A 16,758-nucleotide genomic window follows, 5' to 3' on the forward strand; every position below is an offset into this window, starting at 1 on the left:
ATGGATAAGAAATCTGCTCGTATCCGTCGTGCGACCCGTGCACGTCGCAAGCTCAAAGAGCTGGGTGCTACTCGCCTGGTGGTACATCGTACCCCGCGTCATATTTACGCACAGGTAATCGCCCCGAACGGTTCCGAAGTTCTGGTCGCTGCTTCTACAGTAGAAAAAGCTATCACTGAACAACTGAAGTATACCGGTAATAAAGAAGCCGCAGCTGCAGTAGGTAAAGTTATTGCAGAACGCGCAATCGAAAAAGGCATCACTGGTGTTTCTTTCGACCGTTCCGGTTTCCAATATCATGGTCGCGTCCAGGCACTGGCAGATGCTGCCCGTGAAGCTGGCCTTCAGTTCTAAGGTAGAGGTCTAAGATGGCACACATCGAGAAACAAGCTGGCGAACTGCAGGAAAAACTGATCGCGGTAAACCGTGTATCTAAAACTGTTAAAGGTGGTCGTATTTTCTCCTTCACAGCACTGACTGTGGTAGGCGATGGTAACGGTCGCGTTGGTTTTGGTTACGGTAAAGCGCGTGAAGTTCCAGCAGCGATCCAGAAAGCGATGGAGAAAGCCCGTCGCAACATGGTTAACGTCGCGCTGACCAACGGCACCCTGCAGCACCCAGTAAAAGGTGCACACACGGGTTCCCGCGTGTTCATGCAGCCGGCTTCTGAAGGTACCGGTATTATTGCCGGTGGTGCAATGCGCGCCGTCCTGGAAGTCGCTGGAGTTCATAACGTTCTGGCAAAAGCCTATGGTTCCACCAACCCGATTAACGTGGTTCGTGCAACTATCGACGGCCTGGGCAATATGAAATCTCCGGAAATGGTCGCTGCTAAGCGTGGTAAATCCGTTGAAGAAATTCTGGGGTAATCACGATGGCTAAGACTATTAAAATCACTCAAACCCGCAGTGCTATTGGCCGTTTGCCTAAGCATAAAGCCACTCTGGTTGGCCTGGGTCTGCGTCGTATTGGCCACACCGTTGAGCGTGAAGATACGCCTGCAGTACGCGGTATGGTTAACGCGGTTTCCTATATGGTTAAAGTGGAGGAGTAAGAGATGCGTCTAAATACTCTGTCTCCGGCCGAAGGGTCTAAGCACGCGAGCAAGCGTCTGGGTCGTGGTATCGGTTCTGGTCTCGGTAAAACCGGTGGTCGTGGTCACAAAGGTCAGAACTCACGTTCTGGCGGTGGCGTACGTCGCGGTTTCGAGGGCGGTCAGATGCCTCTGTATCGTCGTCTGCCGAAATTCGGTTTCACCTCTCGCAAATCAATGATCACCACAGAGATTCGTCTGTCTGATCTGGCGAAAGTTGAAGGCGGTATCGTAGACCTGAATACGCTGAAAGCGGCCAACATTATCGGTGTCCAGATTGAATTCGTTAAAGTAATTCTTTCTGGTGAAGTTTCTGCACCGGTAACGGTTCGCGGCCTGCGTGTCACCAAAGGTGCTCGTGCTGCAATCGAAGCTGCTGGCGGTAAAATTGAGGAATAAGTAGCAGATGGCTAAACAACCGGGGTTAGATTTTCAAAGCGCCAAAGGCGGCTTTGGTGAACTGAAACGCAGACTGCTGTTTGTAATCGGTGCACTGATTGTCTTCCGTATTGGCTCTTTCATTCCGATCCCTGGTATTGATGCCACTGTACTTGCCAAACTGCTTGAGCAACAGCGTGGCACCATCATTGAAATGTTTAACATGTTCTCTGGTGGTGCTCTCAGCCGTGCTTCTATTTTCGCACTGGGTATCATGCCGTATATTTCGGCATCGATTATCATCCAGTTATTAACGGTGGTTCATCCAGCGTTAGCGGAAATTAAGAAAGAAGGGGAGGCTGGCCGTCGTAAGATTAGCCAGTACACCCGATACGGTACGTTGGTATTGGCCATATTCCAGTCGATCGGTATTGCTACCGGTCTGCCGAATATGCCAGGAATGCAGGGCCTGGTGATGAATCCAGGCTTTGCCTTCTACTTTACCGCTGTTGTCAGTCTGGTCTCAGGGACAATGTTCCTGATGTGGCTGGGCGAACAGATTACTGAACGCGGTATCGGTAACGGTATTTCGATCATTATCTTCGCAGGTATTGTTGCGGGTCTCCCGCCGGCCATTGGCCATACCATCGAGCAAGCGCGGCAAGGTGACCTGCACTTCCTTCTGTTGCTGTTGGTTGCAGTACTCGTATTCGCCGTGACCTTCTTTGTTATTTTCGTTGAACGTGGTCAACGCCGCATTGTGGTGAACTATGCAAAACGTCAGCAAGGTCGTCGTGTCTACGCTGCACAGAGCACACATTTACCGTTGAAAGTGAACATGGCGGGCGTAATCCCGGCTATTTTTGCTTCCAGCATTATTCTGTTCCCGGCAACGATTGCATCGTGGTTCGGGGGCGGTACCGGTTGGAACTGGCTGACAACAATTTCGCTGTATTTGCAGCCAGGACAGCCGCTTTATGTGCTACTCTATGCGACTGCAATCATCTTCTTCTGTTTCTTCTATACGGCGTTGGTTTTCAACCCACGTGAAACAGCAGATAACCTGAAGAAGTCTGGTGCATTCGTACCGGGAATTCGTCCGGGAGAGCAAACGGCGAAGTACATCGATAAAGTTATGACGCGGTTAACCTTAATTGGTGCGCTGTACATCACTTTTATCTGCCTTATCCCGGAGTTCATGCGTGATGCGATGAAGGTTCCCTTCTACTTTGGCGGTACTTCACTGCTCATCGTAGTGGTCGTCATCATGGACTTTATGGCTCAAGTGCAAACTCTGATGATGTCAAGTCAGTACGAGTCGGCATTGAAGAAAGCTAACCTGAAGGGCTACGGCCGTTAATTCAGGTGGTTGAGAAGTTACGGAGAGTAAAAATGAAAGTTCGTGCTTCCGTCAAGAAATTATGTCGTAACTGCAAAATCATTCGTCGCGACGGTGTCGTCCGTGTGATCTGCAGCGCCGAGCCAAAGCATAAACAGCGCCAAGGCTGATTTTGTCACATATTTTTCTTGCAAAGTCGGGTTGAGCTGGCTAGATTAGCCAGCCAATCTTTTGTATGTCAGTGCGTTTCCATTTGAGTATCCTGAAAACGGGCTTTTCAGCATGGGACGTGCTTATTTAATTATAGGAGTGCATAGTGGCCCGTATAGCAGGCATTAACATTCCTGATCAAAAACATACCGTTATCGCATTAACTTCGATCTTCGGTATCGGTAAAACTCGTTCTAAAGCCATCTGCGCTTCAACGGGTATTGCTGAAAATGTTAAGATCAGTGAGCTGTCTGAAGAACAAATTGATCAGCTGCGTGATGCAGTTGCGAAATTCGTTGTAGAAGGTGATCTGCGCCGTGAAATCACCCTGAGCATCAAGCGTCTTATGGACCTTGGTTGCTACCGTGGTTTGCGCCATCGTCGTGGTCTTCCGGTTCGCGGTCAGCGTACTAAGACCAACGCACGTACCCGTAAGGGTCCGCGTAAACCGATCAAGAAATAATCGGGGTGAGTAAATAATGGCAAAGGCACCAGTTCGTGCACGTAAGCGTGTAAGAAAACAAGTCTCAGATGGCGTGGCTCATGTCCATGCTTCTTTTAACAACACCATCGTTACTATTACTGATCGTCAGGGTAACGCACTGGGTTGGGCAACCGCCGGTGGTTCCGGTTTCCGCGGTTCACGTAAATCCACTCCGTTTGCTGCTCAGGTCGCTGCAGAGCGCTGTGCAGAAGCGGTAAAAGATTACGGTATTAAGAACCTGGAAGTTATGGTTAAGGGTCCGGGTCCGGGTCGCGAATCAACAATTCGTGCACTGAACGCCGCTGGTTTCCGCATCACTAATATTACTGATGTGACTCCGATCCCTCATAACGGTTGTCGTCCGCCGAAAAAACGTCGCGTATAACGCCCGTTTTTTAGGATAGTTGGAGAAAGAAAATGGCAAGATATTTGGGTCCTAAGCTCAAGCTGAGCCGTCGTGAGGGCACTGACTTATTCCTTAAGTCTGGCGTTCGCGCGATTGATTCCAAGTGTAAGATCGAACAAGCGCCTGGTCAGCATGGTGCGCGTAAACCGCGTCTGTCTGATTACGGCGGTCAGTTACGTGAGAAGCAGAAAGTTCGTCGTATCTACGGCGTGCTCGAGCGTCAGTTCCGTAACTACTATAAAGAAGCAGCACGTCTGAAAGGCAACACCGGTGAAAACCTGTTGGCTCTGCTGGAAGGCCGTCTGGACAACGTAGTTTATCGTATGGGCTTCGGTGCCACTCGTGCGGAAGCACGTCAGCTGGTGAGCCATAAGTCTGTTCTGGTAAATGGCCGCGTTGTTAACATCGCTTCTTATCAGGTATCTCCGAATGATGTCGTTAGCATCCGTGAGAAAGCCAAAAAGCAATCTCGCGTGAAGGCCGCTCTGGAGCTGGCTGAGCAGCGTGAAAAGCCAACCTGGCTGGAAGTTGATGCGACTAAGATGGAAGGTGTGTTCAAGCGTATTCCTGAGCGTACTGATCTGTCTGCGGACATTAACGAACACCTGATCGTCGAGCTTTACTCTAAGTAAAGCTTAGTACCAAAGAGAGGACACAATGCAGGGTTCTGTGACAGAGTTTCTAAAACCGCGCCTGGTAGATATCGAGCAAGTGAGTTCGACGCACGCCAAGGTGACCCTTGAGCCTTTAGAGCGTGGCTTTGGCCATACTCTTGGTAACGCACTGCGCCGTATTCTGCTTTCTTCCATGCCGGGTTGCGCGGTGACCGAGGTTGAAATTGATGGTGTACTACATGAGTACAGCACCAAAGAGGGCGTACAGGAAGATATCCTGGAAATCCTGCTCAACCTGAAAGGGCTGGCGGTAAGAGTTCAGGGTAAAGATGAAGTCATTCTGACCCTGAATAAATCTGGCATTGGCCCTGTGACTGCAGCCGACATTACCCATGATGGTGATGTCGAAATCGTCAAGCCTCAGCACGTGATCTGCCATCTGACCGATGAGAACGCCGCTATCAGCATGCGTATCAAAGTTCAGCGTGGTCGTGGTTATGTGCCGGCTTCTGCCCGAATTCATTCGGAAGAAGATGAGCGCCCAATCGGCCGCCTGTTGGTTGACGCTTGCTACAGCCCTGTAGACCGTATTGCCTACAATGTTGAAGCAGCGCGCGTCGAACAGCGCACCGACCTGGATAAGCTGGTCATCGAAATGGAAACCAACGGTACAATCGATCCTGAAGAGGCGATTCGTCGTGCGGCAACCATTCTGGCAGAACAACTTGAAGCTTTCGTTGACTTACGTGATGTACGTCAGCCGGAAGTTAAAGAAGAGAAACCAGAATTCGATCCGATCCTGCTGCGCCCTGTTGACGATCTGGAATTGACTGTCCGCTCTGCTAACTGCCTTAAGGCAGAAGCTATCCACTACATCGGTGATCTGGTACAGCGTACCGAGGTTGAGCTGCTTAAAACGCCTAACCTGGGTAAAAAATCTCTTACTGAGATTAAAGATGTGCTCGCCTCACGTGGACTTTCTCTGGGCATGCGCCTTGAGAACTGGCCGCCGGCAAGCATTGCTGATGAATAACCCGATCACAGGTTAAGGTTTCACTGAGAAGGATAAGGTCATGCGCCATCGTAAGAGTGGTCGTCAACTGAACCGCAACAGCAGCCATCGTCAGGCTATGTTCCGTAACATGGCTGGCTCTCTGGTTCGTCATGAGATCATCAAGACGACTCTGCCGAAAGCCAAAGAGTTGCGCCGCGTAGTTGAGCCGCTGATTACTCTTGCCAAGACCGACAACGTAGCTAATCGTCGTCTGGCATTCGCCCGCACTCGTGATAACGAGATCGTGGCAAAACTGTTTAATGAGCTTGGCCCGCGTTTCGCGAGCCGTGCCGGTGGTTACACTCGCATTCTGAAGTGTGGCTTCCGCGCTGGTGACAACGCTCCGATGGCATACATCGAGCTGGTTGATCGTCCAGAAGCTCAAGCAGAAGCAGCTGCAGAGTAATCTGTAGTAAAGTAAAAAACCCGCTTCGGCGGGTTTTTTATTGCCCAAAATTTACTACCTTTAGGGCTGAGTAATTCGCTGAGCTGAGGAGTTTACGATGTGGCTGGTTGATCAACTTGCAGAACAACACATTAAAGCCGCGCTGGAAAAGGGCGAGCTGAGTCAACTGCCTGGTGAAGGCAAGCCGCTTCAGCTTGATGATGACAGTCATGTACCACCTGAACTTCGCGCCGGCTATCGGCTGCTAAAGAACGCCGGTTTCCTGCCGCCCGAACTTGAACTGCGTCGTGAAGCGATCGAAGTTAACGATCTGCTACGTCAGCTCGATCCCGCCGATCCGCGTTATCAGGATCAGTGTCGCCGCCTTAACGTTCTTGAGCTCAGGCTTCAGCAAGCCGGCATGCGCACTGATTTTCTGCATGGCGACTATGCCGCCGCTCTTCAGCAACGTTTCAATCAGGAGAAGTAGATGTTCAGAATTGGTCAGTTGGCAAAGCTCGCCGACGTCACGCCAGATACCATCCGTTTCTATGAGAAACAGCAGATGATGGATCATGACGGACGTACCGAAGGGGGTTTTCGTTTATACAGTGAAAGTGATCTGCAACGCCTGAAGTTTATCCGCTACGGTCGTAAACTCGGTTTCAGCCTTGAAGCTATCCGGGAGTTGCTTTCAATCCGCGTCGATCCGGCACATCACACCTGCCAGGAGTCGAAGTCGATTGTTGAAAAACGCCTCAATGAGGTCGCGCAGATGATTGCTGAGCTCGAAACCATGCAGCGATCGCTCCAGCATCTGTCGAATGCCTGCTGTGGTGACAGTCACAGTAGCGTTTCGTGCTCAATTCTTGAAGCCCTCGAACGAGGTGAGAGTCTGAGCAGTTAGAGATATTGTTTTTTTCAGCCAAAGGAATAAAGTATCTCGCGATTCCAACAGGAGGAACCATGAGTAAATATCAGCATACCAAAGGGCAGATTCGCGACAATGCGATTGAAGCACTGTTACATGACCCACTATTCCGGCAGCGCATTGAACAGAAGCAAAAAGGGAAGGGGAGTTTTAAGCGCAAAGATAAACATGTTAAGGGGCAGAACTGGGAGGCCAGTGATAAGACAGCATCTTATCACTGGCCTTCTGCTTTCAGAGCGAAAAAAAACCGCCCGGCAGGCGGCTTATTTTTTAAACCCGGGTATTTTGCTGCTTCAGCAAATCACGAATTTCTGTCAGCAGGACTTCTTCATTAGAGGGCTTGGCAGCCGGCTTCTCGACTTCTTTTTTAGTATAGAGACGGTTCATCAGTTTGATCGCCATGAAAATGGCAAAAGCGATGATTACGAAGTCGAAGATGGTCTGCAGAAACACACCGTACTGCATCACAACGGCAGGCGTGTCACCGACCGCAGGCTTAAGCACCCAGCTAAACGATTTGAAGTCGACACCACCAATCAGCAGACCCAACGGCGGCATAATAATGTTGGCGACTAATGATGACACGATCTTGCCAAACGCGGCGCCGATGATCACACCCACCGCCAGATCCACCACGTTACCGCGCATTGCGAAATCACGAAACTCTTTGAATAAACTCATACTTATCTCCTTGCCCTGGCCAATGCCCTAAAGTCTAACAAACCCTGCTGTTTTTGCCATCATCCCATGGAATTATGCGGCAGTTTCCCGCTGGGTTAATTCATCAATAATTACGCTGCCGTTACAGGAAAAACGGACTCGGCTGGAACAGACGCTCCACATCTGAAACAAACTTCTTGTCGGTCAGGAACATGATGACATGATCGCCTTGCTCAATGCGCAGGTTGTCGTTGGCAATCATCACATCATCGCCGCGTACTACGGCACCAATGATGGTGCCAGGCGGCAATTTGATGTCATCAATTGAGCGGCCGACCACGCGTGAGGTGGTTTCGTCACCGTGTGCAATCGCCTCGATCGCTTCGGCGATGCCCCGTCGTAGTGAAGAGACGCCAACGATATCAGCTTTACGCACGTGGCCCAGCAAGGCTGAAATAGTGGCCTGCTGTGGCGAAATCGCAATATCGATCACGCTGCCCTGCACCAGGTCGACATAGGCGCGGCGCTGGATCAGCACCATCACTTTTTTGGCCCCCATCTTTTTTGCCAGCATGGCGGACATGATGTTGGCCTCATCGTCATTAGTGACGGCAATAAACAGATCAACCTGCTCAACATGTTCTTCAGCCAGCAGCTCCTGATCTGACGCATCACCATAAAAGACGATGGTATCCTGCAGATGCTCCGCCAGTTCTGCGGCGCGCTGTGGATTACGTTCAATCAGCTTAACGCTGTAATTTTTCTCCAGCCGCTGCGCCAGACCAAAACCAATATTGCCGCCGCCCACCAGCATGATGCGTTTGTACGGCTTCTCCAGTCGCTGCATTTCACTCATCACCGCCCGAATATTCTGGCTGGCGGCGATGAAAAACACTTCGTCGCCCGCTTCAACAATGGTGGAGCCTTGCGGACGAATAGGCCGATCCTGACGAAAAATGGCGGCTACGCGCGTATCGATGTGCGGCATGTGCTCACGCATAATTGAGAGCGGATTACCAACCAGCGGCCCGCCATAATAGGCTTTGACCACCGCCAGGCTGACTTTGCCTTCAGCAAAATTCACGACCTGTAACGCACCGGGATACTGGATCAGACGGTAAATATTATCGATCACTAACTGTTCGGGTGAAATCAAATGATCGATAGGGACCGCCTCAGGAATAAACAGTTTATCCGCATCGCGCAGATAGTCTGCGGCGCGGATCCGAGCGATACGGTTAGGCGTATTGAAAAGTGAGTAGGCGATCTGGCAAGCGATCATGTTGGTTTCATCGGAATTGGTCACGGCAACCAGCATGTCGGCATCTTCCGCGCCCGCCTCACGCAATATCCGCGGATGCGAACCATGGCCCTGCACCACGCGCAGGTCGAACTTATCCTGCAGATGACGTAAGCGCGATGCGTCGGTATCGACCACGGTGATATCGTTGTTTTCACCGACCAGGTTTTCTGCCAGCGTCCCGCCGACCTGTCCTGCACCCAGAATGATTATTTTCATCGCTCATCAACGCTCATTTCAATTAGCATCCGGTTTTTTTAACAGCTTAGCGTAGAAGAAACCATCTCCACCTTCAGCCTCAGGAAAGACCTGCCAGCCACTGGCCGGCGCATCCTGCAGCGGCTGTGCTTCAGCATCGGACTGACGCTGCAAAAAGGCTTCAATTTGCTGATGATTCTCTTCCGGCAGGATCGAACAGGTGGCGTACAGCAGGGTGCCGCCAGGTTTGAGATGTGGCCAGACCGCATCCAGAATTTCGCTTTGCAGCTTCGCCAGTTCAGCGATGTCGCGATCGCGACGCAGCCACTTAATATCCGGGTGACGACGAATGACGCCGGTTGCCGAGCAGGGCGCATCCAGCAGAATACGATCAAACTGGCGTTCGCCGCACCACTGTTGTGGGGTGCGGCCATCGCCCTGCTTCACTTCAGCTTTCATACCCAGACGCTGAAGATTTTCTTCCACGCGTTTAAGGCGCTGCGCATCCACATCGACTGCCAGTACCTGAGCCTTGGGAGCCACTTCCAGAATGTGGGTTGTTTTGCCGCCAGGCGCAGCGCACAGATCAAGAATCTGCTCGCCATCCTGCGGCTCCAGCAGTAACGCGCAACGCTGGGCTGATAAATCCTGAACGGTCACCCAGCCCTGGTCGAAGCCGGGTAACTGGCTGACCGGCGCGGGTGATTCAAGACGCAGCGCATCCGGTGCATCTGCGGCGGGATGCGCATGTTTACCGCTGTCGGTCAGCATTGCCAGCCATCCGCCACGGTGGTGATGCTGACGGTTGACGCGCAACCACATCGGTGGACGAAGGTTGTTTGCTTCTACGATCTGCTGCCACTGTTCCGGCCAGGCATGCTGTAACCGCTTTAACAGCCAGCCCGGATGAAGATAACGTTGCGGACCATCCTGAATACTGGCAAGCAACTCTTCTCTCTGACGTTGATACTGACGCAAAACACCGTTCAGCAATCCTTTCAGGCTGGTACGTTTCAGAACCTCAGCACCGGCAACCGTTTCAGCCAGCGCCGCGTGAGCAGGAACGCGGGTATATTCCAGCTGATAGAGGCCGACCATTATCAGATAGTGCAAAACACGCTGTTTACCGGTAAGCGGACGTTCCATCAGCTTACCGATTAAGGCTTCAAGCTGTGGCAGCGTACGTAGCACGCCAAAGCAAATCTCCTGCACTAAGGCGCTGTCTTTGTCGGAGAGTTTTTTCTGCGCCGCCGGTAGCGCCGTATTAAGCGATTCGCCTTTATCGACAACGCGTTCAATGAGCTGAGCGCAGAGGCTACGCAGGTTGGTTGATTTATTCATAGGGTTTTGTCATCAAACAAAAAGCCCGGTGCATGACCGGGCCAGAGAGTCAGTCCAGAAGGGTTCCAGCTTCAAACCATTCCCGGCGCGAGTTGAGAAGATCCTGAGCCGACATCGGTTTTTTACCGGCGGGCTGTAACTGCAACAGATTAAGCACACCCTGAGCGGTAGCCACCTGGATGCCATGCTTATCAGCTCGGATGATTTCACCAGGCTGATGATCGCTGTGGGGCAATACGCTGGCCTGCCAGACTTTAACCGGCTGGTCATCAACCGTGAAGAAGCTCATCGGCCAGGGGTTAAATGCCCGGATACAGCGTTCGAGCTGTTCGGCCGGCAGCGTCCAGTCCAGACGTGCCTCTTCTTTACTCAGCTTCTCAGCGTAATTAGCGAGTGAATCATCCTGCTTTTCGGGCACAGCCTGCTGGCTGGCGAGTAAGCTCAGCGTATCAAGCAAGCCCTGCGGTCCGAGTTGCGCCAGCTTGTCGTACAGTGTCGCGCTGGTATCCTGAGCGGTGATCGGGCAGGTCAGTTTATGCAGCATATCACCGGTATCTAAGCCCACATCCATCTGCATGATGGTGATACCGGTTTCGCTGTCACCAGCCCAGAGCGCACGCTGAATCGGCGCTGCGCCACGCCAGCGCGGCAGCAGGGAACCATGCACATTGATACAGCCGAGACGCGGCATATCGAGCACCGCTTTCGGTAAAATCAGCCCGTATGCCACTACAACCATCACATCGGCCTGTAAATCGGCGACCAGCTGTTGGTTCTCTTCAGGTCGCAATGACCGGGGTTGATAAATCGGAATATCATGCGCCAGCGCCAGCGTTTTAACCGGGCCGGGCGTTAACTTGTTACCGCGACCTGCGGGACGGTCGGGCTGCGTGAATACGCCAACTACCTGATGCTCAGAAGCAAGCAGCGCGTCAAGATGACGCGCTGCAAAGTCAGGTGTGCCAGCAAAGATAATTTTTAGCGGGGCAGACACGTTTATCCCTTCTTAGATGCTCAGGAAGCCTGCGCGTTCTGGCGCGCCAGCTTCTCTAACTTTGTTTTGATTCGCTGGCGTTTTAATGGCGACAGATAATCAATAAACAGTTTGCCCTCCAGATGATCGATCTCATGCTGGATGCAAATGGCCAGCAGATCGTTGGCTTCCAGTTCAAAACTGTTGCCGTCACGATCCAGCGCACGAACTTTTACCCGTTCCGCACGCGGCACAAAGGCACGCTGTTCAGGGATAGAGAGACAACCCTCTTCGATACCGGTTTCGCCGCTTTTTTCCAGCAGTTCAGGGTTGATCAATACCAAACGCTCTTCACGACTTTCAGAAACATCGATAACGATGATGCGCTGATGGATGTCCACCTGAGTAGCGGCCAGACCGATACCTTCTTCGGCGTACATGGTCTCGAACATATCATCAACGATACGCTGAACGTCTGCGTTAACTTCTTTGACGGGCGCAGCGATTTTGCGAAGGCGCTCGTCAGGGAAATGTAATACCTGCAAAACTGACATAAATATCCAGATCTGTATTCGGTTAAGAAAAGATTACTACCTCATATTGTAGACTTTTTGAGGGCTGATTGACAGCATTCTGCGGCAGGAAGCAAGCGGGATCAGGGAGCCAGAGATGGACAAAATAGCACGCTACGTACGGCTGGCAGCAGTCAGCGGAATGACCGGCAGACGCTGGGTTGAGATGGCCCATCAACTGGACGCTGCGGGTGACGATCTGATGCTGGCCGGACTGGATGCCGCGCAACGCCAGCAGTACCAGGCGCTGCCCGAAAAGCAGGTAGATGAGATCCGACACTGGCTGGCAAACAGTCACCATCACCATCTGCTCACCGCTCTGGATGCCGGTTATCCTGCCCGGTTAATGGAAACTGCACGCTTTCCGCCGTTGCTGTATGTCCAGGGTGATCCTGTGGTACTGAATAATCCTCAGCTTGCCGTGGTGGGCAGTCGTAATGGGTCGCACTATGGTCGTTACTGGTGCGACTGGTTTGCCCAGCAGCTGGCGCTGAGTGGTCTTACCATTACCAGCGGCCTGGCTCGCGGTATTGACGGTGTGGCACATCAGGCGGCCCTTAACGTTGGTGGCAAAACGATGGCGGTGTTAGGCAGTGGTCTTCAGCACCTCTATCCGAAGAGTCACCTGCGGCTGGCCGGCGAGATTGTTGAGCAGGGCGGCGCGCTTATCTCAGAGTTTCCGCTGACCACCATTCCCCATCCACACAATTTTCCGCGCCGTAATCGTATCATTAGCGGTTTAAGCCTCGGCGTGCTGGTGGTTGAAGCGTCGCTGAAGAGCGGCTCACTGGTTACCGCCCGTTATGCACTGGAACAGAACCGCAATGTCTACGCACTGCCGGGCGCATTGGGCAATCCGTTGAGTGAGGGGGTTAACTGGCTGATTCAGCAGGGTGCGCTGCTGGTGGCTCATCCGAATAACATCCTGGAAGATCTGGCGAGCGCGCTGAACTGGTTGCCTGTTACACAATCAGACCAAATTTATTCTGATGTCAGTGACGTTGCTCCATTGCCATTTGCTGATGTGTTGGCTAACGTAGGTGATGATGTTACACCTGTTGACGTTGTCGCTGAACGTGCCGGCCAACCTGTGCCAGTTATCTCAGCTCAGTTGCTGGAACTGGAGTTAGCAGGATGGATCGCAGCTGTACCCGGCGGCTATGTCCGATTGAGGAGGGCATGCCATGTTCGACGTACTCATGTACTTGTTTGAGACATATATCCACAACGAAGCAGAAATGGGTGTTGATCAGGACAGATTGACAGATGACTTGACGGATGCCGGGTTTCATCGTGAAGATATTTACAGCGCGTTGAACTGGTTAGAAAGGTTGGCCGACTATCAGGAAGGGCTGGTTGCGCCAATTTTGCTGGCAAATGATCCGCTCTCTATGCGCATCTATACCGATGAAGAGAGCAACCGTTTAGATGCTGAAAGCCGTGGTTTCCTGCTTTTCCTGGAACAAATTCAGGTGCTGAGTCTGGAAACGCGCGAAATGGTCATCGAACGCGTCATGGCGCTTGAGACCCCTGAGTTTGACTTAGAGGATCTCAAATGGGTGGTGCTGATGGTGTTGTTTAACATCCCTGGATGTGAAAATGCTTATCAGCAAATGGAAGAACTGCTATTCGACGTCAATGAAGGTATGCTGCATTAAATTTCCTTTCATGCATTCATCGTTATGAGTAAAGCTGCACTCTTCACCGTGCGTAAACAGGATCCCTGCCCCGCTTGCGGGGCAGAACTGGTTATACGCTCCGGTAAACACGGCCCTTTTTTGGGCTGCGCGAACTACCCTGCATGTGACTATATCCGGCCCCTGAAGAGTCAGGCGGACGGACACGTAGTCAAAGTGCTGGAAGGTCATGCCTGTCCGGACTGCGGTGCGGATAAAGTATTGCGGCAGGGGCGCTTTGGCATGTTTATCGGCTGCAGCCACTACCCGGAATGCGGTTACACCGAAACCATCGACAAACCGGATGAAACCACGCTGGCGTGCCCGCAATGCCAGCAAGGTAAGCTGGTCCAGCGACGTTCACGCTACGGCAAAACTTTTCATTCCTGCGATCGCTATCCGGCTTGCCAGTTTGCGGTGAACCTGACGCCCGTGGCTGGCGCCTGCCCCTATTGCCAGTTTCCGCTATTAGTAGAAAAGAAGACGGCGCAGGGCGTTAAACGCTTTTGTGCCAGTAAGAGTTGTGGCAAAGCCATCGCTGAAGAGAACTGAGACATTATGGATAATCAACATCTCGCCGGCTCACTTGAGCATTGTGTAGGTCAACTAAACCGCCAGGCCGTTATCGCCTATCCGACTGAAGCGGTGTTTGGGCTGGGCTGCGATCCAGACAGCGAGTCTGCCGTTATGGCATTGCTGGCGCTGAAACAGCGTCCGGTCGAAAAAGGGCTGATCCTGATTGCTGCTGATTATTCGCAGCTCGAACCCTATATCTCCGATCGCGAACTTTCGGTGATTCAGCGTGAACGGATGTTCGCCTGCTGGCCGGGCCCGGTGACCTTTGTGGTGCCGGTTCCACCGCAGACGCCACGCTGGTTAACCGGGCAATTTGATTCTCTGGCTATTCGCGTCAGCGATCATCCCGATGTGCAGGCGCTTTGCCGCGCGTTTGGTAAACCGCTGGTTTCAACCAGTGCCAATCTTTCAGGCCAGCCTCCGTGCCGCACGGTCGAGGAGGTTAAGCGCCAGTTTGGGGATGATTTTCCGGTCTTATCGGGTAAAACCGGTGGACGGCAGAATCCCTCAGAAATCCGCGATGTCATCAGCGGCGAACTCATACGTCAGGGCTAACTCATGGATCAATTCGCCGTTTTCGGTAATCCCATCAACCACAGCAAATCACCGTTAATTCATCGGGCTTTTGCCGAACAGACGGGGATAGAGCACCGTTATGGGCGGATCTGCGCGCCACTGGAGGGATTTCCGCAGGCGCTGACTGCATTTTTTGAACAGGGAGGGCAAGGCGCGAATGTCACTCTCCCTTTCAAGCAGCAGGCGTGGGAGCTTGCCGATCAGCTCAGCGATCGTGCTGCCCGTTCGGGTGCAGTGAATACCGTGAAGAAACTCAGCGACGGTCAGATCTTTGGTGATAATACCGATGGCATTGGCTTACTGAGCGATCTTCAGCGGCTGGCGATGATCAAACCCGGTGATAATGTATTGCTGGTGGGGGCAGGCGGGGCAGCCCGCGGCGTGATCCTGCCGCTACTGTCAGCCGGGGTCACGATTACCATCGTCAACCGTACCGCTGCCCGGGCCGAAGAGCTGGCAGAGCTGTTCCGGCAAAGCGGCGCAATTGCTACATGTGGCTTTGAGCAGCTGGCAGGCAAAACCTTTGATCTGGTGATCAATGCAACGTCGAGCGGCGTAGACGGCAAAACGCCGCCTCTGCCTGTGACACTTATTCATTCTGAACTGCGCTGTTATGACATGTTCTACCAGCGCGGGCTGACGCCTTTCCTGCAGTGGTGCCAGACGCAGGGTGCACGCCATCTGGCGGATGGATTAGGTATGCTGGTGGGCCAGGCGGCGCATGCCTTTCATCTATGGCATGGCGTGATGCCAGAAATTACCCCGGTGATTGCGCAGTTGAAGCAGGCCATGCAGTCATGAATCAGGCAATCCAGTTTCCCGATGATGAGCATTATGACGCAGCACAACAGGCCATCTGTTTTCCGGTGCTGGTTAACGGCATGCGGCTGACCTGTGCCATCGGCCTTGAGGCATTAAGATCCCGCTTTGGTGAGGGAGAAGCGATGGCGCTGTTTCAGCACCATCGCTGGGATTTGGAAGAGGAAGCCGAAGCGGCTATCCGTCAGGACGAGGTCGATACTCAGGGCTGGGTCTGGTTGTCTGCGCCAAGGTAATCATTTTTCCAGCTGACATAGTTGCTGGCCGAGTAGCGTAACCCTTCTTTTTCCTGCTCATTGAGCGGACGGACTTGCCTGACCGGACTGCCGAGGTATAGATAGCCGCTCTCCAGTCGTTTACCCGGCGGCACCAGACTTCCGGCACCAATCATCACCTCTTCTTCTACTATTACACCATCCAGCAGGATTGACCCCATGCCGATCAGTACACGATCGCCAATGGTGCAGCCGTGCAGCATCGCTTTATGTCCTACCGTGACTTCCTGGCCAATAATAAGCGGAAAGCCTTGCGGGTTGGACGCCGACTTATGGGTAACGTGCAGTACGCTGCCATCCTGAATATTGCTACGGGCACCAATGCGAACCTGGTTCACGTCGCCGCGAATCGCGACCAGCGGCCAGATACTGACATCATCTTTCATAATGACGTCACCGACGACGACACTACTTGGATCGACCATAACGCGCTGGCCGGTTTGCGGGAAGAGATGTTTATACGGGCGAAGGGGGGAAGTCATCATGTTCTCCTTTATGCTGAATTCATTGCAGCCTGATGCGATTTCAGGCAGCTGACAAGCCTATTCTGGCTTGGATCGCTGGCGATCTCACCAATCTGGATCATTTATAACCACTCAGAAAAAAGATCCAAAAAAAGGGTTGTGCTATGAAGCGGGATCCCTATAATGCGCCTCCATCGACACGGAACAACGGCTTACCGGCCGCCGGGTTGAGAGGCACAGGAGACTGCGCCGCCGGAGAAAAGCTTCTGAAAAAGAAGTTGACTCTGAGGGAGGAAAGCGTAATATACGCCTCCTCGCGACAGACGGTTAACCCGCTGCTCGCACTGCTCTTTAACAATTTATCAGACAATCTGTGTGGGCACTCGCAGGATTGATATCAGCGTCTCCGGACGTAAAAAATATCAAGTCTCACG

26 protein-coding genes are annotated in these 16,758 nt (G+C 52.5%); 20 read left to right on the plus strand and 6 right to left on the minus strand.

The window, feature by feature from the left end; genetic code table 11:
* From rplR to ABIB18_RS12720, 14 genes are all read left to right on the plus strand, one after another.
* Positions 1–354 carry a 50S ribosomal protein L18 gene (gene rplR, locus ABIB18_RS12655; RefSeq protein WP_031376674.1) on the plus strand — a complete coding sequence of 118 codons (354 nt, stop codon included), beginning with the start codon at positions 1–3 and terminating at the stop codon, positions 352–354.
* 14 nt (positions 355–368) lie between these two features.
* Positions 369–869 carry a 30S ribosomal protein S5 gene (rpsE, locus tag ABIB18_RS12660; RefSeq protein ID WP_003850164.1) on the plus strand — a complete coding sequence of 167 codons (501 nt, stop codon included), beginning with the start codon at positions 369–371 and terminating at the stop codon, positions 867–869.
* Between the two features lie 5 nt (positions 870–874).
* A complete protein-coding gene (gene rpmD / locus ABIB18_RS12665) occupies positions 875–1,054 on the plus strand; it encodes a 50S ribosomal protein L30 (RefSeq protein WP_031376672.1) in 180 nt (59 codons plus the stop codon).
* 3 nt (positions 1,055–1,057) lie between these two features.
* On the plus strand, positions 1,058–1,492 hold the full coding sequence (gene rplO / locus ABIB18_RS12670; RefSeq protein WP_031376671.1) for a 50S ribosomal protein L15: 435 nt from the start codon (positions 1,058–1,060) through the stop codon (positions 1,490–1,492).
* A gap of 7 nt (positions 1,493–1,499) precedes the next feature.
* On the plus strand, positions 1,500–2,831 hold the full coding sequence (secY, locus tag ABIB18_RS12675; protein WP_003850175.1) for a preprotein translocase subunit SecY: 1,332 nt from the start codon (positions 1,500–1,502) through the stop codon (positions 2,829–2,831).
* A gap of 32 nt (positions 2,832–2,863) precedes the next feature.
* A complete protein-coding gene (gene rpmJ, locus ABIB18_RS12680; RefSeq protein WP_004160566.1) occupies positions 2,864–2,980 on the plus strand; it encodes a 50S ribosomal protein L36 in 117 nt (38 codons plus the stop codon).
* Between the two features lie 146 nt (positions 2,981–3,126).
* Positions 3,127–3,483: a 30S ribosomal protein S13 gene (gene rpsM, locus ABIB18_RS12685; RefSeq protein WP_003850176.1), complete on the plus strand. Its 357-nt coding sequence runs from the start codon at positions 3,127–3,129 to the stop codon at positions 3,481–3,483.
* 16 nt (positions 3,484–3,499) lie between these two features.
* Positions 3,500–3,889, plus strand: coding sequence for a 30S ribosomal protein S11 (rpsK, locus tag ABIB18_RS12690; RefSeq protein ID WP_004160563.1), 390 nt, complete (start codon positions 3,500–3,502; stop codon positions 3,887–3,889).
* Between the two features lie 32 nt (positions 3,890–3,921).
* Positions 3,922–4,542 carry a 30S ribosomal protein S4 gene (gene rpsD, locus ABIB18_RS12695; RefSeq protein ID WP_008927131.1) on the plus strand — a complete coding sequence of 207 codons (621 nt, stop codon included), beginning with the start codon at positions 3,922–3,924 and terminating at the stop codon, positions 4,540–4,542.
* A gap of 25 nt (positions 4,543–4,567) precedes the next feature.
* A complete protein-coding gene (locus ABIB18_RS12700) occupies positions 4,568–5,557 on the plus strand; it encodes a DNA-directed RNA polymerase subunit alpha (protein ID WP_003850179.1) in 990 nt (329 codons plus the stop codon).
* 40 nt (positions 5,558–5,597) lie between these two features.
* The gene (gene rplQ, locus ABIB18_RS12705) at positions 5,598–5,984 is read left to right on the plus strand and encodes a 50S ribosomal protein L17 (RefSeq protein ID WP_009087575.1); all 387 of its coding nucleotides are present in this window, start codon (positions 5,598–5,600) and stop codon (positions 5,982–5,984) included.
* A 97-nt stretch (positions 5,985–6,081) separates the two neighbouring features.
* Positions 6,082–6,453, plus strand: a complete 372-nt coding sequence (locus ABIB18_RS12710; RefSeq protein ID WP_069729817.1) for a DnaJ family domain-containing protein — start codon at positions 6,082–6,084, stop codon at positions 6,451–6,453.
* Positions 6,454–6,870 carry a Zn(2+)-responsive transcriptional regulator gene (zntR, locus tag ABIB18_RS12715; RefSeq protein WP_354474219.1) on the plus strand — a complete coding sequence of 139 codons (417 nt, stop codon included), beginning with the start codon at positions 6,454–6,456 and terminating at the stop codon, positions 6,868–6,870. It begins immediately after the preceding gene.
* A 59-nt stretch (positions 6,871–6,929) separates the two neighbouring features.
* The gene (locus ABIB18_RS12720; RefSeq protein ID WP_072051056.1) at positions 6,930–7,229 is read left to right on the plus strand and encodes an alternative ribosome-rescue factor A; all 300 of its coding nucleotides are present in this window, start codon (positions 6,930–6,932) and stop codon (positions 7,227–7,229) included.
* Here the strand turns inward: ABIB18_RS12720 and mscL are convergent.
* The 5 genes from mscL to def form a co-directional block, all read right to left on the minus strand.
* A complete protein-coding gene (gene mscL / locus ABIB18_RS12725; RefSeq protein WP_031376667.1) occupies positions 7,165–7,575 on the minus strand; it encodes a large-conductance mechanosensitive channel protein MscL in 411 nt (136 codons plus the stop codon). The genes ABIB18_RS12720 and mscL overlap by 65 nt on opposite strands.
* Before the next feature lie 121 nt (positions 7,576–7,696).
* Positions 7,697–9,073, minus strand: coding sequence for a Trk system potassium transporter TrkA (trkA, locus tag ABIB18_RS12730; RefSeq protein ID WP_031376666.1), 1,377 nt, complete (start codon positions 9,071–9,073; stop codon positions 7,697–7,699).
* An 18-nt stretch (positions 9,074–9,091) separates the two neighbouring features.
* A complete protein-coding gene (gene rsmB / locus ABIB18_RS12735; protein WP_316554770.1) occupies positions 9,092–10,393 on the minus strand; it encodes a 16S rRNA (cytosine(967)-C(5))-methyltransferase RsmB in 1,302 nt (433 codons plus the stop codon).
* Between the two features lie 49 nt (positions 10,394–10,442).
* Entirely contained in the window at positions 10,443–11,387 is a 945-nt protein-coding gene (gene fmt / locus ABIB18_RS12740; protein ID WP_046289653.1) for a methionyl-tRNA formyltransferase, read from the minus strand.
* Positions 11,388–11,407: 20 nt separating this feature from the next.
* Positions 11,408–11,920 (minus strand): peptide deformylase, encoded by a 513-nt coding sequence (def, locus tag ABIB18_RS12745; RefSeq protein ID WP_031376664.1) that lies wholly within the window; start codon positions 11,918–11,920, stop codon positions 11,408–11,410.
* Between the two features lie 115 nt (positions 11,921–12,035).
* Between def and dprA the strand changes: the two genes are divergently transcribed.
* Genes dprA through ABIB18_RS12775 form a run of 6 tightly spaced genes read left to right on the plus strand, consistent with a single transcriptional unit; the run spans position 12,036 to position 15,821 of the window.
* Positions 12,036–13,151, plus strand: a complete 1,116-nt coding sequence (dprA, locus tag ABIB18_RS12750; RefSeq protein WP_354474220.1) for a DNA-protecting protein DprA — start codon at positions 12,036–12,038, stop codon at positions 13,149–13,151.
* A complete protein-coding gene (gene smg, locus ABIB18_RS12755) occupies positions 13,123–13,596 on the plus strand; it encodes a DUF494 family protein Smg (RefSeq protein WP_046289654.1) in 474 nt (157 codons plus the stop codon). The genes dprA and smg overlap by 29 nt, the downstream gene beginning before the upstream one ends.
* Before the next feature lie 24 nt (positions 13,597–13,620).
* A complete protein-coding gene (locus ABIB18_RS12760; protein WP_089562545.1) occupies positions 13,621–14,166 on the plus strand; it encodes a DNA topoisomerase family protein in 546 nt (181 codons plus the stop codon).
* 6 nt (positions 14,167–14,172) lie between these two features.
* Positions 14,173–14,745 (plus strand): L-threonylcarbamoyladenylate synthase type 1 TsaC, encoded by a 573-nt coding sequence (gene tsaC / locus ABIB18_RS12765; protein WP_046289655.1) that lies wholly within the window; start codon positions 14,173–14,175, stop codon positions 14,743–14,745.
* A 3-nt stretch (positions 14,746–14,748) separates the two neighbouring features.
* The gene (gene aroE / locus ABIB18_RS12770; RefSeq protein WP_031377656.1) at positions 14,749–15,567 is read left to right on the plus strand and encodes a shikimate dehydrogenase; all 819 of its coding nucleotides are present in this window, start codon (positions 14,749–14,751) and stop codon (positions 15,565–15,567) included.
* Positions 15,564–15,821 (plus strand): DUF1488 family protein, encoded by a 258-nt coding sequence (locus ABIB18_RS12775; RefSeq protein ID WP_031377657.1) that lies wholly within the window; start codon positions 15,564–15,566, stop codon positions 15,819–15,821. Before aroE ends, ABIB18_RS12775 begins: the two co-directional genes overlap by 4 nt.
* On the opposite strand, the gene ABIB18_RS12780 is transcribed toward ABIB18_RS12775, so the two are convergent.
* Entirely contained in the window at positions 15,788–16,342 is a 555-nt protein-coding gene (locus ABIB18_RS12780) for a gamma carbonic anhydrase family protein (RefSeq protein WP_354474223.1), read from the minus strand. The genes ABIB18_RS12775 and ABIB18_RS12780 overlap by 34 nt on opposite strands.
* Positions 16,343–16,758 lie beyond the last annotated feature (416 nt).

The sequence above is a fragment of the Pantoea sp. UYEF8 genome (assembly GCF_040546285.1).
GTDB lineage: Bacteria > Pseudomonadota > Gammaproteobacteria > Enterobacterales > Enterobacteriaceae > Pantoea > Pantoea brenneri.